The sequence below is a fragment of the Wolbachia endosymbiont of Muscidifurax uniraptor genome (genome assembly GCF_054149795.1).
Genome location: NZ_CP083727.1, coordinates 1,070,921 through 1,095,995 on the forward strand (window position 1 = coordinate 1,070,921; position 25,075 = coordinate 1,095,995).

The 25,075-nt window shown below is 34.7% G+C and carries 25 protein-coding genes, 2 tRNA genes and 1 rRNA gene; 14 read left to right on the forward strand and 14 right to left on the reverse strand.

Annotated features, from left to right (window positions below; translation table 11 throughout):
* Nucleotides 1–169 precede the first annotated feature (169 nt).
* The 9 genes from LA754_RS05530 to LA754_RS05570 form a co-directional block, all read right to left on the reverse strand.
* A complete protein-coding gene (locus tag LA754_RS05530; protein WP_006279922.1) occupies nucleotides 170–1,390 on the reverse strand; it encodes a hypothetical protein in 1,221 nt (406 codons plus the stop codon).
* The gene (locus LA754_RS05535) at nucleotides 1,387–2,118 is read right to left on the reverse strand and encodes a hypothetical protein (RefSeq protein WP_006279923.1); all 732 of its coding nucleotides are present in this window, start codon (nucleotides 2,116–2,118) and stop codon (nucleotides 1,387–1,389) included. The genes LA754_RS05530 and LA754_RS05535 overlap by 4 nt, the downstream gene beginning before the upstream one ends.
* Nucleotides 2,111–3,340, reverse strand: a complete 1,230-nt coding sequence (locus tag LA754_RS05540) for a lipoprotein-releasing ABC transporter permease subunit (RefSeq protein ID WP_006279924.1) — start codon at nucleotides 3,338–3,340, stop codon at nucleotides 2,111–2,113. Before LA754_RS05540 ends, LA754_RS05535 begins: the two co-directional genes overlap by 8 nt.
* A 280-nt stretch (nucleotides 3,341–3,620) precedes the next feature.
* On the reverse strand, nucleotides 3,621–4,829 hold the full coding sequence (locus tag LA754_RS05545) for a hypothetical protein (protein ID WP_006279925.1): 1,209 nt from the start codon (nucleotides 4,827–4,829) through the stop codon (nucleotides 3,621–3,623).
* Between the two features lie 128 nt (nucleotides 4,830–4,957).
* Nucleotides 4,958–6,250 carry a sugar phosphate nucleotidyltransferase gene (locus LA754_RS05550; protein WP_006279926.1) on the reverse strand — a complete coding sequence of 431 codons (1,293 nt, stop codon included), beginning with the start codon at nucleotides 6,248–6,250 and terminating at the stop codon, nucleotides 4,958–4,960.
* A gap of 112 nt (nucleotides 6,251–6,362) precedes the next feature.
* Nucleotides 6,363–7,601: a hypothetical protein gene (locus tag LA754_RS05555; protein WP_253303522.1), complete on the reverse strand. Its 1,239-nt coding sequence runs from the start codon at nucleotides 7,599–7,601 to the stop codon at nucleotides 6,363–6,365.
* Between the two features lie 84 nt (nucleotides 7,602–7,685).
* Nucleotides 7,686–8,042 (reverse strand): succinate dehydrogenase, hydrophobic membrane anchor protein, encoded by a 357-nt coding sequence (gene sdhD, locus LA754_RS05560; RefSeq protein ID WP_010963113.1) that lies wholly within the window; start codon nucleotides 8,040–8,042, stop codon nucleotides 7,686–7,688.
* The gene (gene sdhC, locus LA754_RS05565) at nucleotides 8,039–8,416 is read right to left on the reverse strand and encodes a succinate dehydrogenase, cytochrome b556 subunit (RefSeq protein WP_077190574.1); all 378 of its coding nucleotides are present in this window, start codon (nucleotides 8,414–8,416) and stop codon (nucleotides 8,039–8,041) included. The genes sdhD and sdhC overlap by 4 nt, the downstream gene beginning before the upstream one ends.
* A gap of 100 nt (nucleotides 8,417–8,516) precedes the next feature.
* Nucleotides 8,517–10,021 (reverse strand): 16S ribosomal RNA (locus LA754_RS05570).
* Between the two features lie 153 nt (nucleotides 10,022–10,174).
* Between LA754_RS05570 and LA754_RS05575 the strand changes: the two genes are divergently transcribed.
* Both LA754_RS05575 and LA754_RS05580 read left to right on the forward strand, forming a co-directional pair.
* Entirely contained in the window at nucleotides 10,175–10,789 is a 615-nt protein-coding gene (locus tag LA754_RS05575) for a hypothetical protein (RefSeq protein ID WP_006279813.1), read from the forward strand.
* Nucleotides 10,790–11,298: 509 nt separating this feature from the next.
* Complete coding sequence (locus LA754_RS05580) at nucleotides 11,299–11,475, forward strand: hypothetical protein (RefSeq protein ID WP_174930890.1); 177 nt, start codon at nucleotides 11,299–11,301, stop codon at nucleotides 11,473–11,475.
* 112 nt (nucleotides 11,476–11,587) lie between these two features.
* Here the strand turns inward: LA754_RS05580 and LA754_RS05585 are convergent, their stop codons facing one another.
* The 3 genes from LA754_RS05585 to LA754_RS05595 all read right to left on the reverse strand — a co-directional run bounded on the left by LA754_RS05585 (nucleotide 11,588) and on the right by LA754_RS05595 (nucleotide 15,849).
* Nucleotides 11,588–12,439 (reverse strand): ParB/RepB/Spo0J family partition protein, encoded by an 852-nt coding sequence (locus LA754_RS05585; RefSeq protein WP_006279814.1) that lies wholly within the window; start codon nucleotides 12,437–12,439, stop codon nucleotides 11,588–11,590.
* Nucleotides 12,436–13,278, reverse strand: a complete 843-nt coding sequence (locus LA754_RS05590; protein WP_006279815.1) for a ParA family protein — start codon at nucleotides 13,276–13,278, stop codon at nucleotides 12,436–12,438. Before LA754_RS05590 ends, LA754_RS05585 begins: the two co-directional genes overlap by 4 nt.
* 90 nt (nucleotides 13,279–13,368) lie before the next feature.
* A complete protein-coding gene (locus tag LA754_RS05595) occupies nucleotides 13,369–15,849 on the reverse strand; it encodes a response regulator (RefSeq protein ID WP_006279816.1) in 2,481 nt (826 codons plus the stop codon).
* Nucleotides 15,850–16,009: 160 nt separating this feature from the next.
* Here LA754_RS05595 and hemF point away from each other — a divergent pair, with 160 nt between their 5' ends.
* From hemF to sucD, 9 genes are all read left to right on the forward strand, one after another.
* The gene (hemF, locus tag LA754_RS05600) at nucleotides 16,010–16,834 is read left to right on the forward strand and encodes an oxygen-dependent coproporphyrinogen oxidase (RefSeq protein WP_006279817.1); all 825 of its coding nucleotides are present in this window, start codon (nucleotides 16,010–16,012) and stop codon (nucleotides 16,832–16,834) included.
* 81 nt (nucleotides 16,835–16,915) lie between these two features.
* A complete protein-coding gene (locus LA754_RS05605) occupies nucleotides 16,916–17,638 on the forward strand; it encodes a hypothetical protein (protein WP_236717764.1) in 723 nt (240 codons plus the stop codon).
* Nucleotides 17,639–17,688: 50 nt separating this feature from the next.
* Nucleotides 17,689–18,051, forward strand: coding sequence for a hypothetical protein (locus tag LA754_RS05610; protein ID WP_223823129.1), 363 nt, complete (start codon nucleotides 17,689–17,691; stop codon nucleotides 18,049–18,051).
* Nucleotides 18,052–18,119: 68 nt separating this feature from the next.
* Nucleotides 18,120–18,191: transfer RNA gene (locus LA754_RS05615), tRNA-Glu, on the forward strand.
* A 28-nt stretch (nucleotides 18,192–18,219) separates the two neighbouring features.
* The gene (locus tag LA754_RS05620) at nucleotides 18,220–18,906 is read left to right on the forward strand and encodes a 16S rRNA (uracil(1498)-N(3))-methyltransferase (RefSeq protein WP_006279818.1); all 687 of its coding nucleotides are present in this window, start codon (nucleotides 18,220–18,222) and stop codon (nucleotides 18,904–18,906) included.
* A gap of 218 nt (nucleotides 18,907–19,124) precedes the next feature.
* Nucleotides 19,125–19,198, forward strand: a tRNA-Pro gene (locus tag LA754_RS05625).
* A 199-nt stretch (nucleotides 19,199–19,397) separates the two neighbouring features.
* Entirely contained in the window at nucleotides 19,398–19,598 is a 201-nt protein-coding gene (gene rpsU / locus LA754_RS05630; protein ID WP_006279819.1) for a 30S ribosomal protein S21, read from the forward strand.
* A gap of 37 nt (nucleotides 19,599–19,635) precedes the next feature.
* Nucleotides 19,636–20,787, forward strand: a complete 1,152-nt coding sequence (gene sucC, locus LA754_RS05635; protein WP_006279820.1) for an ADP-forming succinate--CoA ligase subunit beta — start codon at nucleotides 19,636–19,638, stop codon at nucleotides 20,785–20,787.
* A gap of 3 nt (nucleotides 20,788–20,790) precedes the next feature.
* Nucleotides 20,791–21,666 (forward strand): succinate--CoA ligase subunit alpha, encoded by an 876-nt coding sequence (sucD, locus tag LA754_RS05640; RefSeq protein ID WP_006279821.1) that lies wholly within the window; start codon nucleotides 20,791–20,793, stop codon nucleotides 21,664–21,666.
* An 8-nt stretch (nucleotides 21,667–21,674) separates the two neighbouring features.
* On the opposite strand, the gene dapF is transcribed toward sucD, so the two are convergent.
* Nucleotides 21,675–22,463: a diaminopimelate epimerase gene (dapF, locus tag LA754_RS05645; protein ID WP_006279822.1), complete on the reverse strand. Its 789-nt coding sequence runs from the start codon at nucleotides 22,461–22,463 to the stop codon at nucleotides 21,675–21,677.
* Nucleotides 22,444–23,031 carry a nitroreductase family protein gene (locus tag LA754_RS05650; protein WP_006279823.1) on the reverse strand — a complete coding sequence of 196 codons (588 nt, stop codon included), beginning with the start codon at nucleotides 23,029–23,031 and terminating at the stop codon, nucleotides 22,444–22,446. Before LA754_RS05650 ends, dapF begins: the two co-directional genes overlap by 20 nt.
* Before the next feature lie 85 nt (nucleotides 23,032–23,116).
* On the opposite strand from LA754_RS05650, the gene LA754_RS05655 reads away from it, so the two are divergent.
* The 3 genes from LA754_RS05655 to LA754_RS05665 all read left to right on the forward strand — a co-directional run bounded on the left by LA754_RS05655 (nucleotide 23,117) and on the right by LA754_RS05665 (nucleotide 25,074).
* The gene (locus LA754_RS05655; protein WP_006279824.1) at nucleotides 23,117–23,644 is read left to right on the forward strand and encodes a biotin transporter BioY; all 528 of its coding nucleotides are present in this window, start codon (nucleotides 23,117–23,119) and stop codon (nucleotides 23,642–23,644) included.
* A complete protein-coding gene (locus LA754_RS05660) occupies nucleotides 23,641–24,030 on the forward strand; it encodes a DUF1284 domain-containing protein (RefSeq protein WP_006279825.1) in 390 nt (129 codons plus the stop codon). The genes LA754_RS05655 and LA754_RS05660 overlap by 4 nt, the downstream gene beginning before the upstream one ends.
* Before the next feature lie 168 nt (nucleotides 24,031–24,198).
* The gene (locus tag LA754_RS05665; protein WP_006279826.1) at nucleotides 24,199–25,074 is read left to right on the forward strand and encodes a tetratricopeptide repeat protein; all 876 of its coding nucleotides are present in this window, start codon (nucleotides 24,199–24,201) and stop codon (nucleotides 25,072–25,074) included.
* The last annotated feature ends 1 nt before the right edge of the window (nucleotide 25,075 follow it).

Sequence of the window (25,075 nt, forward strand, 5' to 3'; positions counted from 1 at the left end):
TATAACTGTTAGTGTCTAAAAGCAAGTTTTTTTGACATTAAAACCAAGTCTAGCTAAGAAACTTGCAGGTTTATTGTTTGGAGATAAGGATTATATTAAGAAAGTGCTCTAACTTCAGCAATATCAATGTGAAAGTAGCCTAATGGTAATTTCTACACTTTGTGGAATTTTATAATATATAATAAACACAATTAAAACTATTACAACTTGAACACTTATGGTCCCATTGTTCTAGTTCCCTGTTACAATTTTTACATTTCCAGCCTGGATCAGGCAAAGCTTCTGAGCCCATCTTGTTTAGCCAATAAATTACCTTGTCGTGTTCTTGCAATGTAACCTTGAGTTGTATTACAATAAAGTAGATTGACATGTAATTGGCTTTTTTCATAGCAGTGTCTAAATATTGACTTGCAAGATCATATTTACCTGAACTCATTGAGGACAAAGCAAGTAAACAGTAACTAAAATAATAATCAGGGCGTAAGTTGTATAGTCTTTCAGCACCTTTACTATTTAAATTGATGTACATTTTAGCTGACTGAGGAGTAGGATTTACTGTATACTCTGCCTCTAGCACTGCAGAAGCTTTTCTGATTTTTCCAAGTTTAATATATAATTCTGCCTTTAAATAATTGATGGGCTGAAAAATTGCACTATAACGTTGTGCTCTAAATAAAGACTTTATAGCCTCCTTAAAATTTCCTTTACTTTCATATTGCTTTGCTAAAGCGCAATAAAACACTGCAAACATTTCTTTATGATCAAAGGGGAGAAAAATATTGGACTTAACTGCTTCCTTCAACCTCAAAATTGCATTAATCCAATCTTCTTTCAATATGCCATGCTCTATTTGAAAGGGAATAGATAGCATTTTATCGTTAATTGAACTAGAGCAATATTCTATAAATTTTTGAAAGACTACTTTTTCTTGTTTGAGGTGGACAATCAGCTTATTGGCTAGAAGTAGAGCTAAGTTACGATTTTTATTTGCAATATTTGTTAAACCGTTACTGAAAAAGCTGTAATTTCCCGTCTTACCTGAGTTAAAGAGCTTTATTAAAGACAACCTATCGCTCTCCTCACTCAGACTTTTAACTAGCTTTTGGGCATTCTCTATATTGTCTAAGTCTATGCTAAAGAAAGCTTCAAAGAGAAGCAATTCTTCCCTATCCCTTCTTCTATTTCTTATGTTGGCAAATGTTGATGAAATGGAGGAAAAAAAGCGTACAAGTGTAATTAATAAAAATAATAAAACTACACAAGTAAAAATAATGAAATATAGATCAATACTTATAGTGTAATTGCCTAATTCCAATTTTATTACTTCACCACTTACCTTGACCCATATACCAAATAAAAACGAAAAAGCGAAAATTATAAAATAAATCATGAGATATATTGTAATAAGTGATGATATATTGTTGAAATATTCTTAGAAGCTACAATAAAACCATTCAATTTATTCAGCCATGGCTTGAATTCTGAATGTGTTAAATTGCTTACTGTAACAGTTATATTTTGCCAATCATTATCATTTATTGACTCCTCAATTTCTGCGAATTTTACTCTTGATGGATCATTTCGGTCGTCTACCTTTATCCAGTTTGAAATGATTTTTTTAGACAATGTACTTTTGTTGTAATCGATAGTATCAATAGTTTTTTCAAAAGATAACTTCAATTCGTGTAAGGTATTTATCTCTTTCAAATTTTCTAATTCATCTACTGCATTTTCTATCTCTGGATCGTCAAGCTCTGATATCAAAGGCTTTATTGAATTTATATGGTTATCAAATTTTGCTTCTCGCAATAACGAATTCTTCATTTTAACCACAAGTAATAGCAATTTTGCAAGGTTCTTACATCTTGAGTTATTATCACCTTGCTCACATTGAGTATGCTGACTTCTCTTGAGGTCAAATATCTTTTTTTCTATTCTAGATTGATTAACTTCAAGCAACATTCTAAATTCATCCATGTTTTCCGTTAAAGCTTTCACATTGTTTTCACTCTCTTGCTGATTTATTTTTAAAAAGATTATGTTATTTATTGTGATGTAACCGGTAAATAACAATACAATTAAGAACCAACCTATGTACTTTTGCTGAGTATCATTCATAACGTAGTATCTCCGCAGGATCTTGTGCAGCTGCCTGCAATGCAGGAGCAATTGTCGCTAAAAATGATAAGAATAATGCAAGTGCAGAAATGTTCACTACATCTTGAGGAACTAATATCATTGGCAAACTTGAAAAAAAGTATATCATGGGATCAAACAGCTTGACGTTAGTAATGTTTTCTAAAAACACTCTAATGCTTTCGATATTGAGAGAAAAAACGACACCTATAATACAGCCAAGACAAGTTCCCGTAAAACCGATTAATAGACCACAAGCGCAAAATATACGCATAATGCTTCCACTTGTTGCACCAAATGTACGCATAATTGCAATCGCGGATTTCTTTTCTTGCACTATCATCATTAAATTTGAGATAATATTAAACGCTGCTACAACTATAATCAAAGTGAGAATTAAAAACATCACATTTCTTTCAGTTTTTAAAGCACTAAAATAATGGCTTTGCTGTGATTGCCAACTTTCAGCTTCCATTCCTATTTCTTTTTCTATAGCATCTGCCAGCTTATCAGCTCTAGTAACGTCGTCTACAAGTACTTCTATATTTTTTATGCTATTTTTATAATTAAAAAAGGCTTGTGCTGATTTTAGAGGCATATATATCAAGGTATTATCATACTCAAACATACCCATATCAAATATTGCTATAACTTTATATTTTTTCATTCGCGGCATTTCACCAAGTAATGCATCAAATTCTTCAGATGATATAAACGTAATTTCGTCGCCATAGTCAATGTTCAAAACTTCTGCTAAGCGTGCTCCTATTATTATCCCTTCATCAAATTTTTTTACATCACCTATAATTACATTATTTGTAACGGCAGTACTATCAAGCAAATCTTTAGTTGACACACCTCGCACTACGCTACCTGCAATTTTACCATTTGCTACAATAATAACTTGATCATTGGTCATAGGAGTAGCTTTTAATATACCAGGAATTCTCTCAATAGATTTTGAAACTGCGTAGTAATCTGAATTTATGTTCCTATCAAAATAAACGTTAATATGGCCATCAATGCCAAGTATTGAGTCAAGCAACTTTGCTCTGAATCCGTTCATCACAGACATCACCACTATTAGTGTTGCAACTCCAAGGGCAATGCCGATAATAGAGAACAAAGTCATTATAGAGCAAAATCTGGCATTTCTTGCTCGCAAATAGCAAGCAGCCATAGTAATTTCAAAGGCAATGGACATTACAAAATATTTTGAGGTTAGACATTATATTTTTGAAACTTCGTATAATTGTAGACTTTTCTTTATTTAAAAACTAGAGATTTTTGCTTCCTTAAATTTAGCAGACTTATAGAGTATCTTTAACATTAGAATTTCAAAATCTTCCATATACATCATCCAACCTCACTATATCATTATCAGATAAATGCTCTCCTATCTGAAATTCAACTATTTCAAGTGGAGAGCTTGTGCTTTTATAACATAGAAAAAATCAAGAATATTATTGGGTTTATTCAATAAGTTATAATTCTTTCCTTCCATAATTTTCAAATTGTACAACTAGTTGCTTTACATTTACATCTGTGAGAAGAGCATTTTTGCTAACATGAGGTCTCGGATCAGATTTTGCTGATAAGGGATTCATCTGAGATATTTCATCCCTCATTGGAAATAAGCGAGATTGGGAAGCAACTTTTGGTGATGGCCTAGTTTTTTTCTCCACATCTATATTCACTTGTGCAACAGGAGGGGTCCTGCTTTCAATAGTTTGCGCATTAGGACTTTCTTTTGCTTGATTTTGTTTGAATTTTTTTCTTATCTCTTGTACTTTAATATCGATATTATAATTAATTTCTTTTTCCATAGAAGATACTACCATTTCTAGCTTTGTGCTTGATTTTTGATCAGTATGACCTAACTTTTTAAGTTTTAGTGGTAATTCAGGTTTATCTTTAGTTGATTTAGGAACAGTTCCTACTACTTTTGGTTTTTGTCTAACTTCTTGACCAGCAGTAAACATTTTTTTTGGCAATGGTGGTGCTATTGATGATTTTGGCAATATTGGAGGTTTAGATTGTTGTTTTTGTTTAAGTTCTCTTTTTGCTTCCATATGTTCTTTAGGAACTGTTACATAAATTAGCTCTTCTCTAGGCGATTTTGAACTTTGTGAATTTTCTGTTAAAATTTTACTCTTCTTCTCTTGATAATTTGATATCTCTTTGTATCCAGGCTTTTCATCTAATGAATTTCCATGGCCTGAATCATTATAATTAACTTCTACTTGTCTATCTTCTTTTAGAAAACTGCGTTCTGGCTTTTCTGGAGCTATTGCAATATTTCCTCTTTCAACTTGCTCCAAACCTGAAATTTTACGATAAGCCTCTAGATATTCAAAGATTGTCATTGAAGTAGAAGGAGGTAATTTATCAATAAAACTACTTATATTCTTAACTGGAACATTTCTTCCCGAGATTCTATTCAATATTTCCTTTAATATCTTAAGACCTGATGGCTTTCCATTCATCGATTTTACATAATCAATTGAGTCACTACGTATAACAAACTTAGCTACATCTTCTGCCTTATCTGTAAAACGCTTTAATGCCTGAGATAAACCCCTTACCGTTTTATTATAATGTCTAATAGTTACTAACTCATCTCTTGCTTTTATAGCTTCTTTAAGGAAACCGAGATTTTCTCTATAATTGTCACTTTTAAATGGATCCTTCATATTAATTACAACTCATTATTTATTAAAATATGGGTATAGGTTTAAAATATTAAGATTTAGTAAATATTATTTTTTACATAAAGCAGCTATACCCATATTATAAATTGCCAACAAATGCATTTATGGCGTTACCATATTCTTCCATATACATCATCCAATCTCACTATATCATTATCAGATAAATGCTCTCCTATCTGAAATTCAACTATTTCAAGTGGAAAGCTTGTGCTTCTATTTTCAATCCTATGGGAAACTTCCCTTGGGATTTCTATCATATGGTCCTTTGCTATAGCATATTCTTTGTCTTCTAAACTAACATATCCAACTCCTGATAGCACTATATGGTATTCATCTCTATAGTGATGGAATTGCTTAGAAGTGCAGCTTAATGGATTGATAAAAAGATATTTTATAAGAAAATTTTCGCTCATTAAAATTATACTACAAAATCCCCATGGTTTAACTTCTTTCCTTATCACCTTTACTTTCTTAACTTTATGAATAAATGAAATTAGACTTTTGTTTGGTTGCTTACAAGCTCCACTCAATAAATTTTTATTACTTTCTGTCGTTGAAACTGGTTCTTTTTCTCTAATCACATGCTGAAATGATGCCGGTTCTTTACTAAACTTCTCACTCAATTCTAAAACTGAATTCCAAGTTCCAACATCCAACCAATCGAAATTAGCTTCTATCATTGCAACGTTTTTTGCTTTCTCCATCACCAAGTAATCAATGGATATGCCTTCAATTCCTGCAAAATCTCGTTGTTTTAAATACAGAAATCTCTCTTGCGGTGTGAAATATTTAAAACATAAATTGTAAAGATTCGGGGCAGATTTTTTAATCTCATCTATGTAGCGTTTTGCTTTAAACACAAATATTCCAGAGTTCCAATAATGATCGTTACTTAACTTACGCTCGGGCTTTTCTGTAAAATCTTTCACTATATAACATTTTTCTTTCTGATCATATACTGCATTTATATAGCCGTATTCAGAATTGAATTCATGAGGCTTAACCCCAAAAGTGACTATAGAGTTAGTTTCAGAGGCTAACTTAGACGCTTTTTGAGTAGAAGCATAAAAACTATTCAAATCACCTATAAAATGGTCTGAAGGCAGAATTAACATTGTCTCGTTTTCATTGCAGAGAAGTGCAGCAATTAATATTGCCGCTGCTGTTCCAATTTTCACTGGTTCGAAAATCACTTTATATTCTTGCAGTGCATGCAATTCCTCCATCACTAATGACTCGTACTGTATATTTGTAGCAATTATGGGCGGCATATAATCGCTTTTTAGCCTCAACAAAGTGTTGTGAAACATAGTGTTCTGACTAAATATTTTCTGAAATTGCTTTGGCTTAGATAAAGGCCAAAGTCTGCTACCACTACCACCACACAATATTACAGGGCGCATTTAGTTAAGATATTAATTAAATAATTAATATCTTATACTGAGGGCAAAATACATGCAAGTTTTTGTTGTGGAATAGTTAATAAAGAAAGTAAATGTTGATTTAAAGTAATTGCTAATGAGAGTGATCATGTGTAGCGCCTTGCCCTTGCTGTGAATTTCTTCTATTTTGTAATTCCTCAACATGACCTTTTCTTTTATCACTTAATATTTCATTACCCTTATTTTGTTCTTCCTCAGGACTCTTTAGTATTTCATTACTCTTGCTAACTTCTTTATCATCCCCTTGTTTCTTTGGCCTTCTAGCGTTAAGCTCATCCCATGTGCCCACTAGTGAATCACGATTCCCATGATCCGGCTTTAGCCTTTCTTCACCTTTAATAACATTAAAGTCACTTTTTGCTTCTTCCCAACATCCTTTCAATTGGTGTTTCCACATAGTAAAGTAAGCATCACCATATTTTTTCTCATTTGCTACAAACAATAAAATTGGGGCCTTAAGTATTGTAGCTACCATATTTACTGAATTCTTCACTGCCATCGCAGGGGTGAACAAAAGATAGCCAAAAGACTTTGCAATTGGGTTTTGTTTGCTTATTAAATGCTCCCCTAACTTTATAGGAAGAGAAGTCAACAATTTAGTACAAACTTTAGCCAAGCTTGTAGCAAAAACGATAGGAACAGATATAAGACTTTTATCTAGCTCTAGATTACCATCCTGATCTCTAATTTCTGAAAAATGGGTGCTTAGCTTCTTGTAATCACTAGTGTATAATAATTCTCCATTTCTTCCTTTTTCATCAACAACTTCCTGAACTTTACCTTCTTTATTTTTTACCTCTTTAGTTAGCACAGAAGAATTAGTTAATTCAAATGGATATTGAGGATCCTTAGTTTTTTCAGCTTCAAAAATTGGCACGTGTTTTTTCAAATCCATTCTCGAAAAGCCTAATGGCTCAAAATATGACTTATGCAACTCATTTATCGGAATTTGCTTACCCTGATTGTCTATATAATTGATAGTAAAATAAGATCTATCATTATCTTTATCTTTGGTAACTAAAGATAATCTGAAACTTGGTTGTTCTCCATTCTCATCTTTTTGACCATACAAAAGTTTATAGGTTGGATTTTTATCTTTATCTAGTATAGCATTTCCATGCATATCCCTGTTTTCTATGATTTTAGCAGACTGTACAATTTGATCATAATTTTTTGGATACTGGCATTTCCTTCCATCATACATCATTACCTTTCTAAGGTCTTCGACGTAAACTTGAGATTCAGGTGAAGTAAGCAGACCTTTTGCTTTAAGTGTAAGATCTATTGCTCCCTTTTTTAATGCTTCAAACATATTGTCAAACCAAAATCGCTATAATGCTATAGTTCAATAATAAAACTAGTACACTAATGATATATTAACACAGCACCGGTGATTTTACAAGAAAATATGCCTGTAGAAGATAAAGATTGTAAAAGCGAGGGTTATATAAGTAATGCTTGATAAGTACTTTATGCATGTAATTGTAAAAATCCTCAAAGGTACGCTGTGTATATAATCTTCGCATACTACCTGCATTCCAAGAACTGCGTGCCAAAAAATGCAAAACAACAACACAACAAAAAATAAAAGCTCTAGAGGGTGATTAATAAATTTTTCACTAAAAGACAAAGAGCTATCAGTATAAAATGTGCAAGAAAATGAATAGATAAACCAAGGAAACAGGAACAGTAAAATTACCGCAGAAACACGCTGAACCCACCAATGATGTACTGAATTTCCAGACTGACTCATACAAACATAAATAAAAAAGCCATAGTAGAAAGAAGTAGCGTTACTGTCAGCAGTATAGCACTCCTTGAAACGCCAGTAATTTCTAAATTAAGCCCAGCATCCCACAATAAATGACGAATACCATTAAGAAAATGATATACAAAACTTATAAAACATAAGACATAAGCTAATTTAGCAACAGGAGTGAATAATAATGCATTTAAGTACCTTACTATAAGTAACTCAGGAAAGTAAACATGTAATATGAAATACCAAGAAAGTATCATTAATAAAAGGAATAGCAAGATACCAGTCAATCTATGCATAATAGAGAAAAAACTAGTAACTTGTACTTTATATATTTGTAAATGTGGAGAAAGAGGTCTATCACTCATAAAATTCCGTTATCGGGAAATTAAAATAAAGTAGAAGTAAAGACAGCAGTATAGCACATAACAACACCATCATTAAAAATGGTAAGTTATGCGCAAAGCCTAAGGAGGTAATCCAGCTGCAGATTCCCCTACTGCTACCTTGTTACGACTTCACCCCAGTCACCGATCCCACTTTAAATAACTCCCTCCTTGCGGTTAGGTCGTTAGCTTCGAGTGAAACCAATTCCCATGGCGTGACGGGCAGTGTGTACAAGACCCGAGAACGTATTCACCGTGGCGTGCTGATCCACGATTACTAGCGATTCCAACTTCATGCACTCGAGTTGCAGAGTACAATCCGAACTGAGATGGCTTTTAAGGGATTGGCTTAGCCTCGCGACTTTGCAGCCCATTGTAGCCACCATTGTAGCACGTGTGTAGCCCACTCCATAAGGGCCATGATGACTTGACATCATCCCCACCTTCCTCCAGTTTATCACTGGCAGTCTCCTTAAAGTCCCCAGCATTACCTGATGGTAACTAAGGATGAGGGTTGCGCTCGTTGCGGGACTTAACCCAACATCTCACGACACGAGCTGACGACAGCCATGCAACACCTGTGTGAAACCCGGCCGAACCGACCCTATCCCTTCGAATAGGTATAATTTCCATGTCAAGGAGTGGTAAGGTTTTTCGCGTTGCATCGAATTAAACCACATGCTCCACCGCTTGTGCGGGTCCCCGTCAATTCCTTTGAGTTTTAATCTTGCGACCGTAGTCCCCAGGCGGAATGTTTAACGCGTTAGCTGTAATACAGAAAGTAAAACTTCCCATATTTAACATTCATCGTTTACAGCGTGGACTACCAGGGTATCTAATCCTGTTTGCTCCCCACGCCTTCGCGCCTCAGCGTCAGATTTGAACCAGATAGACGCCTTCGCCACTGGTGTTCCTCCTAATATTTACGAATTTCACCTCTACACTAGGAATTCCTCTATCCTCTCTCAATCTCTAGATTAGCAGTTTTAAAAGCAATTCCAAGGTTGAGCCTTGGGATTTCACTTTTAACTTACTAATCCGCCTACGCGCCCTTTACGCCCAATAATTCCGAATAACGCTAGCCCTCTCCGTATTACCGCGGCTGCTGGCACGGAGTTAGCCAGGACTTCTTCTGTGAGTACCGTCATTATCTTCCTCACTAAAAGAGCTTTACAACCCAAAGGCCTTCTTCACTCATGCGGCATGGCTGGATCAGGCTTTCGCCCATTGTCCAATATTCCCCACTGCTGCCTCCCGTAGGAGTCTGGACCGTATCTCAGTTCCAGTGTGGCTGATCATCCTCTCAGATCAGCTATAGATCATTGCCTTGGTAGGCTATTACTCCACCAACTAGCTAATCTAATATAGGCTCATCTAATAGCAATAAATTTTTCCCCCGTAGGGCGTATACGGTATTAGTTGCCGTTTCCAACAATTATTCCGTACTACTAGGTAGATTCCTATACATTACTCACCCGTCTGCCACTAAGTTATACCATAGCAAGCTACAATATAACTCCGTTCGACTTGCATGTGTTAGGCCTGCCGCCAGCGTTCATTCTGAGCCAGGATCAAACTCTCAAATTTAGACTTCAACCTATAAAAGGTTGAGGGTACATCGGATAAATCCGACAAGAAATAATTTAGCTTAATACTGCTGTCTTTATTTCTACTTTAGAAATATTTTAATCTCCAACTATTCAAACAACTTTAAGAATATTATTATATGATATAATCACTATGTCAATATGTTTTTGCAAATCAAAAGCATTAATGTATAAATATATAACTATTTGGAATATTACCATGAAAAAATACATCTTTCTGCTTGCACTCGCGCCAATGTTAGTTGGCATCACATTATACTTATTGCGCAACATTGATAACACAAAACAATCTATAACTGCAGGTGACAAGTTTTACGAAGTATTATTCTTAAAAAAAGATAATAAGCCGCTGCTAGAAGAAATAGATTCAAATTGGGAGTATTTAGCAAATTTTGAACGCGCATTCAATCATATCTCAGATTCAATGCCAACAGACACAGCATCTATTTATAATGATTTGGCAGATGATAAAGATGCTCCTGGTGTTTTGCGTGAGTTAGCACAATATTTAGAAGTAATGAGCTTACTTCACTCCAACGGTGAAAAAATAAATAAAGACAAAATTGATAATTTAGAATCAAGCACAGTATACCCTTATTCAAGCCAAGAAGCCATCGCTATAGTAAAGATACACAATAACGACGTTAAGGGTGCAACTGAAATATTGCGTTCCCTATTAAATGATAGAAAATGCCCTATCCTAATCAAAGCTAATGCACAAGAATTACTCAGGATATATGGGAGTTAACTCATTGGACTTTTTGCATAGCTTTTGGCAGCGCATTGGATGAAACGAAAAACTTCCTTGACAAGCCTCGCCAGCTCCCTTATCATAAAACTGAAGCTATTTATTTATCTTCGCAATCTGTGCAGGTTAATGACAAAAAACTTAGGGTATTTGGCGTCTCATGTTTAATTTTTCGCACTACGTGCATCGCATGTCTTTAAAAATTTCTGGGTTTTTACCTATATAAGCCGAAACGCGCTTACAAAGCGTTTAAGACAGCAAAAAACGTCAAATTGACAAGGGAGAATTTGAATGCTAGCTACTACGGGGTTTCTTTGCCTTTTTTCCTGCTTAGTAAATTTCTTAAACACTTGCGGTGTAGGTTAGTTGCAAGTTAAAAGCAGCTAAATCGCTCTTAATCAAGCGTTTTAGAATAAAAAAAACGCCGATATTTTAGTACATGGTAAATAGCCAACCACCACGGGGTTTCTTTTGCCTTTTTTTTCATTTGGTAAATTTTTTAAATATTTATGGCTAAAGATTGCACGAATGTTGCAATTACAAAAACGATTTCTACTAGGGTATCACGCACTGGGATGACACCATTCTTTTTCCTGGATCCAAGTAGTCAGGGCACTGGGATGACAGCTACCCTGACAATCGTCATCCCGCTGCTTGTTAGCGGATACCGCGGCGGTATGACGTAGAAGTTATACTTTTATGCTTACCAACTTAATAAAATTCCTGGATTCCAGTGTCAGCTACTTTCATGACACCAACAGTTGATATTGGTTTGTTGCTTTGCTAGCCAACTACTAGCTATGCCTCAAGTTTCCTATTCAAAATTTTCAATATCAAATCCAATTCATTTGGATTATCATACCGTATCATAACTTTACCCTTAGAATTGTTGTCATTAATTTTGATCTTTAAACCAAGTTGAGAAGATATAGCGCCTTCTATTACTGTCATATCTTGATTTCTAGTATATCTCTGCTCTTTTTGATTGTTGTTTTGATGTAGGTCCTTTATCAGTTTTTCAGTTTGTCTAACGCTTAAGCCCTGAGAAACTATTTTTTCTGCAATACTTTCCGCATTTTCAACATTAATCAACGCTCTTGCATGACCCATAGACAATTTTTTCTCATTGATCATTGTTTTCACCCTATCAGGGAGCAACAACATCCGAATCATATTGGTTATGTGGCTGCGGCTTTTGCCTATAGCTGAAGCTAATTCCTCATGTGTATAGAAAAACTCATCTATCAGTTTTCTGTAAGCTTCACCTTCCTCTATTGGATTAATATCTTGCCTTTGTATGTTTTCAATAATGGATACTTCCAAGCATTCCTTGTCGCTCAGATCTTTTATGATAACCGGTGCACTATCAAGATTTGCAATCTTGCTTGCTCGCCAACGACGTTCTCCAGCTATTATTTCATAACCATCATCATTTGAATCTTTGCGTACCACGATAGGCTGTATAATGCCACTTTTCTTTATCGAATTTGCAAGTTCTCTTAATGACTCCTCGTCAAAATGTTTCCTCGGTTGAAATTTGCTTGGGTGCAGTAATGAAATAGGCAAATGCTCTTGTCGATCTTCTTTATTATCATAATTATCGCCTATGAGGCCGGCAAGACCTCTGCCGAGGCGTCTATCATCCTTCATACTACGCCCTCGCTTACTAGTTTCTTCTCCTTACAACTGCTCGCGTGCTTTTTTAAAATTTCCCTTGCCAAACTTATATATGCTTGTGCACCAGGACACTTAAGATCATACACAATAGCGGGTTTTCCATGAGAAGGCGCTTCTGATAACCGTACGTTACGTGGAATAACAGTCTCATACAATGGGATGATAGTTTTGTATACTTTATCATTTAAATACTGGCAAATATCGTTTTTAATCTGTTCACTGAGTTTGTTGCGCCTGTCATACATTGTTAACACTATCCCTTCTATTGCCAAAAAAGGGTTTAGGTTATTTCTTTTTATCAGCTCTACAGTTTTAACTAAATGGCTCAATCCCTCCAAAGCAAAAAATTCACACTGAAGAGGGACAATAATAGAATTAGCAGCAGTCAAAGCATTTATGGTTAGAAGCCCAAGTGATGGAGGGCAATCGATGATTATATACTCATAATTATCGCGTATCTTCTCTAATGCGCTTTTTAGCACAAATTTTCCTCGCTCAAGTTGCGATAATTCAATTTCTGCAGCTGATAAATCAACTACTGACGAAATTAGTGATAAATTTGGAATTTCCTTTATATTGAAAATTGCCGATTCTATCAATCTATTTTCGCTGCTTAGTAGTATTTTGTATATGTTTTTTTCTTCCCTACTACGATAAGAAATCCCGAGTCCGGTGCTAGCATTTCCTTGAGGATCAAGATCTACCAATAAAGTGCTTTTTCCTACAGCAGCAAAGGCTGTCGACAAATTTATACTAGTTGTGGTTTTGCCAACTCCACCCTTTTGATTTACTATTGCAACAATCTTGCTCACGCCTTTTATCTTATGTATAAAATAATTCTATTGTATATATGCAAGAAACTTTTGCATTAGAAAATTTTTTTGTTGCTAACCACACTAAAATTAGACTGTCTTTTTTACTTTGTGTAACACACTTTGAACCTTGTTTCCTAATTCATTCAGAGTGAATGGTTTTGGCAAAAAGTGAAAATCTTCTATATTGATGTCATCACTCTTTAAAAAAGCATCTTCTGCATACCCAGAAATAAAAATAACGTTGATATTTGGCCTATGGATCAATGCTTCTTTAACTATTTCTGGGCCGCTCACCTCTGGCATGATTACATCAGTGATTATAAGATCTATGTGTTGACTTTTTTTACTGATTATTTCTAGCGCCTCGCTGCCTATGCTTGCTTCTATTACATCAAATCCTTTTCTTTTGAGTGCTTTAGAGATGAATTCCCTTACTGAATCTTCATCTTCGATTAATAAAATTATACCATTACCTTTAATTTCACTTACTACCGGTTTTTCTGTTTCTTCACTATCTTCCTCTCTATCATTTTCATCTGATATGTAAACCATGGGCAAAAATATGCTAAATTTAGTTCCATGATTTACTTTGCTAGCAACATAGATGTATCCTTCAGTTTGTTTAATAATGCCATATACAGTAGAGAGGCCAAGACCTGTACCAGAGGTAATATCTTTGGTAGAAAAAAATGGATCAAAGATCTTTTCAGTTGTATCACTCGTCATTCCACATCCAGTATCAATTACTTCAATCACAACATAATTTCCATGTTCAATCGCTTCCTTGTCTGGAGAAAACATATCCTGAGGTGTAGAATTTAATGAGTCAATCTTTTGATTAAAGGTTCGTATAGTTAATTCTCCGCCCTTTTCCATAGCAGCACTAGCATTGACTGCTAAGTTAAGTATAACTTGCTCTAATTGCCCTTGATCAGCCCTAACAGCACCCAAGTCTCTACCATAATAAATATTAAATTTTATATTTTCACCTATTAATCTTTTTATCATTTCATAAAGATTAGCTATAGTATTATTTACATCAATAATTTTTGGCTGCAAGGTCTGTCTTCTTGAGAAAGCAAGCAATTGTCTTACTAAATTTGATCCACGCTTTGCATTTTGCTGTATCTGTATTATATCTCCAAAAGATGGGTCACCAGCTGAGTGTTGGAGTAAAAGCAAATCGCAAAATCCTATTATCCCAGTCAATATATTGTTGAAATCATGCGCAATACCACCTGCTAACTGCCCTATAGCTTGCATCTTTTGATAATGCTCAAGCTTTATCTCTAGGTTTTTGTGTTCAGTATTGTCAATAAAATAACAAAGTATGAAGATCATTTTATTATGAAGAAACTTATTGAAATATATTTTTATGTTATTACCGCCGTTGAGCTGTACATCAAAAGACGCATTATTTATTCTATTACTCGAAAAATATTCACGTATTTTCACATGATAACTATCCAATATCAACGTAAAGATTGAATTATTATCTGACCCTGCAAGCTTTATTAGTGCCGTATTTTTCTTTACAAAGTTGCCGTTTATGTCACATTGTGCAATAGCAATTGATGAATTTGCAAAACAAGGGTGTAATTGATAATCAACAATATTTGATTCGGTTGGTGTTATAAAGCCATATATATAGCTATGGTTGTATTTATCACAAAATATAGCAGTGCTCATATAAGCCTTGAATGGAATACCACTTATAGTAAAAAACAAAATTTCATTATCGGTTGTTGTATTGTTATATTTAGATTGAGATATAAAATCACTGATTGAGCTACCTTTTTCCAGTTTTTTTAGTTCAAATATGTCTAAAAATCTTTTATTTACAGATAAAATCACCCCTTTGGCATTTGCAATGTAAGTTCCTATGCTGTGTTTTTCTATTAACTCTTCATATATCTGCTCCTTGTTTATCTGTGTTGCTTTTAATACAAAATACCCATCTGGCCTTGCTATTGGCACTAATGATAAATTTAAAATCTTATTACTATTTATAGCAATTTGGGGATTATCTGGTATCGGCTCAAAGAGCAAAAGAAAGTTAGATACTCTATTCTTCTTGTTTAAGGAAATGCATACCTGTACAGAAGAGTTATTTTTTAGTGCATGATAGAGTACTTTTTTGTCTGCTTCTGAAACATCTCCTATTTCAAGAATCTTGGCTAACGTAATGTCATCATCTATATGATCTTTAAACCTTTCGTAGAACCTTGCATCAGCATAAATAATACCTTCATCCTTATGTAAAATAAGGCAAAATTCTGTATTATGATTTAGTGCATTTGCAAATATTGCATTTTGAAATTCTATAGTATTAAGTAGGTATCTGTAGCGTTTTACATTATACATCATAAAGAGAGTTGTTAGAATGCTAACTAATAAATTAATCTCTATATTAATATGCTGACTATATATATCAAAAAAGTAGAGTATCGATATTGCTACTGGAGGTAAGAGCATAATAACTGCCATCACAACAATTGACATTCCGTAATTTCTTAGTATGAAGTCAACCCTGTTCTCTTTTTTGTTATCTATGTATCTTTTATTCATTATTGTTACTTGGCATTGTTGTACATACGAAAATGTTCTATTATATTGATTTAATTATTATAGATTTATTAACGTCTTTGATAGATAATTATCATCCAAATCTAATTAAGTTCCTTAAATATCAGATATAACAATGTTAATAAGCTAGCAAGAGGATATTATGGAAAAACAAAAAACACAAGCATTTAAATGGTTCTGTGCACTAAGAGATAAGATCATAGAATCTTTCTTATTAATTGAAAAACAATCATCCGCAGAGCCAAAGATCGAAAAGAGAAAGTGGGATCGCCCAGGTGGTGGAGGTGGTGAATCTACAATTATTTTTGGTAATGTTTTTGAAAAAGTTGGAGTAAACGTTTCAAAAGTACACGGAAAATTTGCAGATTCAGCCATTAATGAAATTCCTGGTGCAAGTGAAAGTAACGGAGAGTTTTGGGCAAGCGGTATATCTTTAGTGTCTCATATGCAATCGCCCCTTATCCCTTCAGCACATATGAACACAAGGCTGATATATACTTCAAAACAATGGTTTGGTGGAGGAATGGATTTTACGCCAATATATAAAAATGAAGAAGATTGCAAGTATATCCATGAATCAATCAAAATGACATGTGATAGATTTGACACCGGATATTATCCAAAATTTAAAGAGCAATGTGACAATTATTTTTTCTTACAACACAGAAAAGAGCCGCGTGGCATTGGTGGCATTTTCTATGATAATCTGAGTTCTGGCAACTGGGAAAACGATTTTGAGTTCACAAAAGCAGTAGGTGAAGCCTTTTTGGAAATTTATTCGCACGTCATACGTAAACATATGCAAAAATCTTGGACAAAAGAACAACGAGAAAATCAATTAATAAAACGTGGCAGATATGTAGAATTCAATCTGTTATACGATCGTGGCACAAGGTTTGGTTTAATGACTGACGGCAATCCAGATGCAATTATGATGTCAATGCCACCACTTGTTAAGTGGTTATAGAGAGCTGCTATTAGTAGAAAATAAATCATCATAGTTTAAAATTGTACCATGGTAGTGAGCTTTTATATAGGGGGTATAATCATGGGCATAATAGATAATTTTTTAATTAAATCTGTCAAAAACAATGACATAAAAGGTGTTAAACTGACTCTCATTCTCTATGATGCATTAAATAGTTTTAGAAAATTCTTTTCAAAGACTATGTCTCTCAAGAATACAGGATCATTTGATATAAATAATAATCAAGCTTTAAATCAGGCTTTAGGACATGCTACAGATCACAAAATAATGGAATTGCTGATTAATCGTGGAGCTGATATCCACTCAATAGATGAGAATGGAAAGAATGTTATAATTCGTGTTATTGAGAGTTTAGCAGAATCAAAAAATCTAAAATTGGATAGTGAGAAAAACTTACCAGCAGAGATAATTCTTCACCCCACAGTTTCCTTTTTACTAGGAAAAGGCGCAGAGTATTATTCTACAGATGATTTGAATATTGAAGCTATACAACAAAAACCTCCTAGAACTTTTGAGTATAAGTCAAAGAATACTAGCTATGATGCTTTGCCTTCAAAAGAGCCCATTTACGCTGAGGTGTATGACACTAAGGTTAGTAACTCATTAGGGGAGAATGGTTATTTGAGTGTATCAGAAGAATCTATTTATGCTGAAATATATGATTCACATAAAAAATCCACTGAAAATTTATCATTGGAAGATAGTGGTTATTTGAGTATATCAGAAGAACCTATTTATTGCACTATAGATGATCTTTCAGAACAAAAAAGCCTACTAGCCTAAAACAGAAAGAGCCAGAACAGTCGTCAGAACCTATTTATGCTAGGGTAGATTTGTCCAAGAAAAGAGCAGAAAGAAAAGCAAAAGACATAAAAGCTAATTCTGGAACTTGCCATGGGTTAGTGCAAGATAAAGTGAATGATTGGCAAGTGAAGCTAAATGAGCTAAGTGCTAATAAGTCGATAAGTCAGCAACAGACTAATGATCAAAAAATTAAGACCAAGGCTGGCTTTAGTGTAGAAGAAATAAGGCAGAAATATGAGCGTAGAGATTCTGGCTACGATTCTGGCTATGATTCCGATACAAAAGTTGAACAACAATTAGAATTAGCTCCTAAATCTGAGATAGGTTCAGTGAGTATTGAGCATGGAGTAATAGGAGGCTGTCGATATAAGATTACTGATATATCCCTCTAACTATGTGATTCAAAATAATTGAATTGACTTTATATATGTAATCGATATAACCTAGTTAGATTCAAGTTGACTCTTTCGTCTAGTGGTTAGGACACCACCCTTTCACGGTGGTAACACGGGTTCAAATCCCGTAAGAGTCACTCAAGTAGAATATAATTAAAGTTTTGAATGGGAAAAATTAGGCTCTATGTTGAAGAAGCTTTATCACAAGGCGTGAGTTTAGCACTTAATCCACAACAAAGTCACTATATTTGCAATGTAATGCGGCTTAAGAAGTATGATAATCTCTCTCTTTTTAATGGAAAAGATGGAGAATGGTTAGGAGAAGTAGTTAATATATCGCGTAAATTGACAGAAGTTACACCCAAAGAATGCACTAAACAACAGCAATATGAGGAAAATTTATACCTGTATTGTGCCATGGTAAAAAGTGCTGCTTTGAACAACATAGTAAGACAGGCAACTGAAATGGGAGTAATCTGCATTCAATTTATTTCAACAGAACGTACAGTGGTAAAAAATATTAACCTAAGTAGAGCAAAATTACAAGCAATCGAAGCAGCGGAACAATCAGGTAGGATAAGTATACCAGAGATTTTGCCTCCTATTAACTTTTGTGAGTTACCTGATTCCCAAAGTAAAAATTTTGTTTTGTGTGATGAAACAGGTAAAGCTGATAAAGTGCTGAAAGGCAAAAAAAATGTTGCTATTATTGTTGGTCCTGAAGGTGGTTTTTCATCTTATGAACTTGATCTTGCCGATAAGTTTTGTCAAAAATTGAGTCTAGGAAAAAGAATTTTAAGGGTCGATACTGCTGTAGTTGCTGCACTCACTTTCACCAATTGGTGTAGCTAGATTTTTAAATATGGCTAAGGTTTGGGTCATAAAGAAATCTGGTTCAGTGTTGCGCGCACAAAAACCCTGTAGACTTTCTACGAAGCAGTCTGTTGTTAAAGAGGAGCTAATAAAAAACATATTCTAAGATAATATTAAATCTCATATTATATTTTTTCTAAAGTAAACAAATGAATCTTGCATTTTGCCTGAGTTATTGATACTCTGAGTAAAGAAGTCGGGGCGTAGCGCAGCCTGGTAGCGCATTTGGTTTGGGACCAAAGGGTCGGGAGTTCAAATCTCTCCGCCCCGATGTTAGCATAATCGTAAGAACGCTGTAACATAAGAGCAATCTCCATCAGTAAGCAAGTAGCTGACACTGGAATGACATTATTTACCATGTAAATTATGGCATATTACATTTTAACGCTCAAGTTTATAAAATAATTGACAATGTTAATTTTCTAATTTATAAATAGATTTTGAAATGATTACCGAAGGAGGTATAGAGTTTGATAGAAGTATCAGTCCATTATGGTGATGTAGACAGAGCTCTTCCAGTATTGAAAAAAACAATTCAAAAGGAAGGAAGAGGGTTGAAAATGAAAAAACAATATCATGAAAAAAAATCAGAAAAAAGAGCTAAAAAGAAAGCTGAAGCTAAAAAAAAGAGGTACCAACAAGAGTGCAGAAGGCAACGTTATGGTTGGTAGTTTGTACTCAAGTTAATAGTTTATCATTGGTTATTTTATGAATATTCACGAATATCAAGCGAAAGAAGTTTTGCATAAATTTAATGTCCCAGTGCCAAAAGGTTTTGTTGCTACATCTGCAGAAGAAGTAAAGACTCAAGTAAGTCAATTAAAATCTGACGTGTTTGTAGTTAAAGCTCAAATTCATGCAGGTGGTAGGGGTAAAGCCGGTGGCGTAAAGCTAGCAAAGTCAGTTGAAGAAGCTCAACAGTTTGTAAAGGACATGATTGGTATGACTTTAGTTACTCATCAAACAGGGCCAAGCGGGCAGCAAGTAAGAAAAGTGTACGTTGAAGAAGGCTCAAGCATTAAGAAAGAGTATTATTTAAGCCTGGTAATCGACCCGAAGCTCAGTAGGCCAATATTCATATTTTCCTCAGAAGGTGGAATGGACATCGAAGAAGTGGCAAAAAATTCTCCTGCAAAAATTGTGAAATTTGATATTGATCCTGCTACAAGTTTTGATAGCAGCAAGTTAAGCAGCAGTTTTCATTTGAGTCCAGAACAAATAGAAAAGATATCGAACATTGCAAAAAAAATATATGATGCGTTTATTGCAACTGATGCGAGCCAAATTGAAATTAATCCACTGGTTGAAACAAATTCTGGAGATTTTATTGCGCTCGATGCAAAAATTAATTTCGATGATAATGCTTTATATCGTCACCCAGAAATTATGGAACTTCGTGATTATGATGAGGAAGTGAAAGAAGAGATAGAGGCTTCAAAGTATGGGCTCAGTTACATCAAAATGGATGGCAGTATTGGTTGCATGGTAAATGGTGCAGGTCTTGCTATGGCAACAATGGATATAATAAAATACTACGGAGCAGAGCCTGCTAACTTTTTGGATGTTGGTGGTGGAGCGAGTAAAGAAACTGTAACTGAAGCATTTAAAATCATATTGTCTGATAGCAACGTAAAAGGAATTCTGGTTAACATATTTGGTGGTATAATGCGTTGCGATATTATCGCAAGTGGAATTGTTGCGGCTGCAAAAGAAATGAGCATTAAAGTTCCTCTAGTGGTTAGATTATCAGGTACTAATTTTGAAGAAGGAAAAAAAATTTTAGAAGAGTCAGGATTAAATATTATTGCTGCAGATGAGCTAGATGAAGCTGCGCAAAAGATAGTAAAAGAGGTAAAATAAAGCATGTCCGTTTTAGTAAACAAAGATACAAGATTAATATGCCAGGGTTTTACTGGTGCACAAGGCACATTTCATTCAGAGCAAGCAATTGATTACGGAACGAAAATGGTGGGAGGTGTAACTCCTGGAAAGGGTGGTAGCACTCACCTTAATTTACCGGTTTTTAATACTGTAGCAGAAGCCAAAGAAAAAACCGGTGCAAATGCTACAGTTATATATGTACCTGCTAAATTTGCTGCTGCTGCAATACTTGAAGCAATAGATGCAAAAATAGAATTGATAATTTGTATTACAGAGGGCATTCCTATACTTGATATGGTGAAAGTTAAGCGTGCGCTTATCGGCTCAAAAAGTCGATTGATTGGTCCCAACTGCCCGGGAATTATTACACCTGAAGAATGCAAAATAGGAATTATGCCTGGCCATATCCATAAGCGTGGACACATAGGAATTATGTCTCGCTCCGGAACTTTAACTTACGAGGCAGTAGCACAAACAACCGCTGTTGGTCTTGGTCAATCCACATGTATCGGAATTGGGGGAGATCCAGTTCATGGTATGACATTTGTTGACTGTATGGAGCTCTTTTTAAAAGATGACGATACTCATGGTATTGTAGTTATTGGTGAAATAGGTGGAAACGAAGAAGAAGATGTATCACATTTTGTAAAAACAGAAAAAACTAAAAAGCCAATCGTTGGTTTTGTAGCAGGCCAAACGGCACCTCCAGGAAGACGTATGGGACACGCTGGAGCAATCATCTCTTCCAGCGGTGGAAGTGCTGGTGCAAAACTAGAAGTTATGCGGAGCGCTGGAATTGCAATTGCTGAAACCCCTGCAGTAATTGGTAAGAAGGTATTGGAAGTAATGCATCACTAGAATTAGGATCACAAAAACCCTATATCACCGGTCATGAATACGTTATTTGCCCATTCGATTAATAACTTGCCTCCTGGTAAATTTACTGAAGTCTGTTGGGCAACCAGATATCCACGTAGTGTGGATGCAACAAGTGCTGCACAGGCTGCACTACCGCATGATGCAGTAATGCCTGTACCTCTTTCCCAAACTCTTAAAGCTATTTCTCCAGACTTTTCAACTTGTGCAATACTAACATTAATTTTCCGAGGAAATAATGCGTGATTTTCTAGCTTTGGTCCTAAATTTCGCAATGGTATTTCACTTATGTTATCAACAAAAAAAACTATGTGAGGATTGCCAATATTTACTGCAACAGGATCTTTTAGCATTTCAAGCTCTATAGGTAAGTGAAGAGTGTCACACTCAGTAGACAAGGGAATTTCATGCCATTTTAGCAAAGGTTTACCCATGTTAACCTTTATGGATTTATCACCCACTTTAAAACACTCTAAAATGCGTTTGCTTGTTAGCTCAATAATGGAGTATTCAGCACCTTTTTCTGACATTATCAAATATCCAACACAGCGTGCTGCGTTTCCGCACATTTCAGCTCGACTTCCATCAGCATTATAGATATGCATAAAACAGTCTGCAGCATTAGACATTGTTATAATTATCACTTGATCACAACTGCTTTGATCAGCAATTTGTCTATGGTTCCAGTCTAAATTGTTTGTTGAACGCGAGTCTATGATAACGAAATTGTTACCAGTGCCGTGCATTTTGATAAAATTTTCAGAATTTTGGCCACTCATCATAAAAAAATATTTCTTCTATTGGTCTTCTTTTCTTCTTACTTGTTTCAGCACCCTCTTCTTCGTAACCAACCGCTATCACTGACATTACGTTAAAGTCATTGGGTATATTGAACTCTTTCACTATTTTATCTCTATCAAATCCACCCATTTGATGGGCCATTAAGTTCATAACTGCAGCTTGTAACATAAGTCCATAATTTGCTGCACCAGTATCATGATTAGCCCAAAGATTTTCTCCTTTACCTTGTTTACGGAAGTTTTTAGCACTTAAAGATATGATTAACACTTGTGCATCTTTTGCCCATTTTTGATTAGATTCATCAAGGCAATTTAGCAGCTTTTCCCATGCGCTTTGATTGTTCTGTTTGTTGCATATTACGTATCTCCAGGGTTCATCACCAAAACATGAGGGAGTCAGCCTTACAGCTTCCATTAAAATATCCATGTCTTCCTGAGATATTGCTCTTGTAGGATCGTATGAACGTCCGCTGTGTCTTGCTTTCATCAACGATAATAGATCTTGTTTACTCATCATTTTTAATTTAATAGTGCATAAATAATTCATTGTAGCACAATATAAGCAAAATTTAAATTGCAAAACCTCTCATACACATATATTACATTTAATAAGTTATTTTTATTGGGAAGGTATGTTTATAACACAATCTAGCAGCAGATCAACACTGGCTGAAATATTGTCTTGCGTTTTACTTTTATTCTTGATGGCTCAAATAAGTATACCATTGCAGCCTGTGCCTATCACATTGCAAACTTTAGGAGTAATGCTTATTGGGCTTAAATTTAACCGCAGAACAGCATTCTATTCTGTGCTTACATATCTATCACTTGGTGCAGCAGGATTGCCTGTTCTTGCGAATTTTTCTGGTGGTTATCACGCTCTTCTTGGACCAACCGGTGGATATTTAATTGGCTGTTTAGCTGCTGTTATGGTAATGAGCAAAGTAAATGAATTACTGAACTCTAAATATAAATCATTTGTGTGTAATTCTTTAAGTTGTCTGGCTGGTACAGTTGTAATCTTTATTTGTGGTGTTAGTTGGCTTGCTGTTTACTTGGGTCTGGGACAAGCAATAATGGTGGGTGTTTTACCATTTATCCTTCCTGGTTTGGTAAAAATTTTTCTACTTGTAGCAGCTTTGCAATATTTGAAAAAATGATAAAATTCCGCCCTCATCATTTCATGTGCACCCTCGCGTTTCGGGGATATGGGTATTCTCAGGGTTTTGTAGAAAATTATAAAAGGATAGCAAGCAAAGTAATTAGTACTCAAATCGAAGTAGTTGGTAACCTTGATAATATCTGTAGTGCTTGTCCAAATCAGACTAAACAAGGTAAATGCACCACACAAGCTAAAGTTTTAGAGCTAGATAGAAGGCATATGGAAATTTTAGGAATTAAAATTGGCGAGACTTTAACTTGGAATGAGGCAGTAAAAAAGATTAGGGAGAAAATGTCTTTAAAGAAATTCGAGTACGCATGTGAGGGGTGCAACTGGCAGCCATATGGAATATGTAAAAATGCCCTTTTAAATCTACAAAGGTAGTTGACAAAATGTTAAGATAAATTGAAGCATTTTTGTGGAAATAAAGCGAAATATGGAAGACAAAAGATAAATGCATTCTGAAAAGCTACACAGCATGTTCGTCCCGCTAATTAATAATATCTTTATTATTGTATGAGATAGGTAATTTAGCATTTATGAATTTGTAATGTGTTACGCATAGCTCAAAGAAATAAGGTTTACTGGTTACACGCTGCAGCCAATGCCACAACACTAGGACCTATGTTTATCTGCATGTTAATTTGCGTTGTGATTTTATGGAGGTCTTCTGTTACCTATGCTAGTGAAAATTTGGAGATACAAAAGGCCTTCGATAGTGTTGTCAAGCATATAAAAGCTGATAAAAAATATAAAGATCTTGATGTTATTGAGAGAAAAAGTGACAAATTTAATATCAAAATTTCGCAGAATTCTGGCAAGAGTTTTGACATATACTCTACTTTAAAAAAAGCAAAAGATTCCTTTGAATCAGGAGATAATGAAGCAGCTATTTCTCTCCTTAATCAGATTATCGCAAAGTTTCCTTATCATAAAAATGCTTTAATTGGATTGGGAAATATTTATTACGCTAATAAAGAATACAAAAAAGCTGTAGAGATTTACACAAGACTGTTAAAAGAACACCCTAGTAACCCTTACATATTAAAAAATTTTCTGACGATAATCTCACAATATGATCCTGATCTGGCGTTGAGTAAAATGTTAAAATTGTATGATATACATAAAAATTATGCTCCTTTATTAGCAAATTTAGGTATGATCTATATGAAAAAGGAGGATTATGTAAAAGGTAAAGAGTATATGATAACTGCTATTTCCCTCGATGAAAACAATATTTTTTATACTTATAATTTAGCTGTTATTCTAGATAAACTTTCAGATTTTCAAAATGCTACAATATTCTACTTAAAATTGTTGAACATGGCTACAACTTCGAAAGATGTGAGTGAAAAAATACCTTTATACAAAGTGACAGCAAGACTAAAATTTATAAAACTTCACAGCACGCACTCAAAGATTTCATAAA

Excerpts from the sequence above, each read along its gene's own strand:
- LA754_RS05530 (WP_006279922.1), bottom strand. The coding sequence starts at position 1,390 with ATGATTTATTTTATAATTTTCGCTTTTTCGTTTTTATTTGGTATATGG.
- LA754_RS05535 (WP_006279923.1), bottom strand. The coding sequence starts at position 2,118 with ATGAATGATACTCAGCAAAAGTACATAGGTTGGTTCTTAATTGTATTG.
- LA754_RS05540 (WP_006279924.1), bottom strand. The coding sequence starts at position 3,340 with ATGTCCATTGCCTTTGAAATTACTATGGCTGCTTGCTATTTGCGAGCA.
- LA754_RS05545 (WP_006279925.1), bottom strand. The coding sequence starts at position 4,829 with ATGAAGGATCCATTTAAAAGTGACAATTATAGAGAAAATCTCGGTTTC.
- LA754_RS05550 (WP_006279926.1), bottom strand. The coding sequence starts at position 6,250 with ATGCGCCCTGTAATATTGTGTGGTGGTAGTGGTAGCAGACTTTGGCCT.
- LA754_RS05555 (WP_253303522.1), bottom strand. The coding sequence starts at position 7,601 with ATGTTTGAAGCATTAAAAAAGGGAGCAATAGATCTTACACTTAAAGCA.
- sdhD (WP_010963113.1), bottom strand. The coding sequence starts at position 8,042 with ATGAGTCAGTCTGGAAATTCAGTACATCATTGGTGGGTTCAGCGTGTT.
- sdhC (WP_077190574.1), bottom strand. The coding sequence starts at position 8,416 with ATGAGTGATAGACCTCTTTCTCCACATTTACAAATATATAAAGTACAA.
- LA754_RS05575 (WP_006279813.1), top strand. The coding sequence starts at position 10,175 with ATGTCAATATGTTTTTGCAAATCAAAAGCATTAATGTATAAATATATA.
- LA754_RS05580 (WP_174930890.1), top strand. The coding sequence starts at position 11,299 with ATGGCTAAAGATTGCACGAATGTTGCAATTACAAAAACGATTTCTACT.
- LA754_RS05585 (WP_006279814.1), bottom strand. The coding sequence starts at position 12,439 with ATGAAGGATGATAGACGCCTCGGCAGAGGTCTTGCCGGCCTCATAGGC.
- LA754_RS05595 (WP_006279816.1), bottom strand. The coding sequence starts at position 15,849 with ATGAATAAAAGATACATAGATAACAAAAAAGAGAACAGGGTTGACTTC.
- hemF (WP_006279817.1), top strand. The coding sequence starts at position 16,010 with ATGGAAAAACAAAAAACACAAGCATTTAAATGGTTCTGTGCACTAAGA.
- LA754_RS05605 (WP_236717764.1), top strand. The coding sequence starts at position 16,916 with ATGGGCATAATAGATAATTTTTTAATTAAATCTGTCAAAAACAATGAC.
- LA754_RS05620 (WP_006279818.1), top strand. The coding sequence starts at position 18,220 with ATGGGAAAAATTAGGCTCTATGTTGAAGAAGCTTTATCACAAGGCGTG.
- sucC (WP_006279820.1), top strand. The coding sequence starts at position 19,636 with ATGAATATTCACGAATATCAAGCGAAAGAAGTTTTGCATAAATTTAAT.
- sucD (WP_006279821.1), top strand. The coding sequence starts at position 20,791 with ATGTCCGTTTTAGTAAACAAAGATACAAGATTAATATGCCAGGGTTTT.
- dapF (WP_006279822.1), bottom strand. The coding sequence starts at position 22,463 with ATGAGTGGCCAAAATTCTGAAAATTTTATCAAAATGCACGGCACTGGT.
- LA754_RS05650 (WP_006279823.1), bottom strand. The coding sequence starts at position 23,031 with ATGAATTATTTATGCACTATTAAATTAAAAATGATGAGTAAACAAGAT.
- LA754_RS05655 (WP_006279824.1), top strand. The coding sequence starts at position 23,117 with ATGTTTATAACACAATCTAGCAGCAGATCAACACTGGCTGAAATATTG.
- LA754_RS05660 (WP_006279825.1), top strand. The coding sequence starts at position 23,641 with ATGATAAAATTCCGCCCTCATCATTTCATGTGCACCCTCGCGTTTCGG.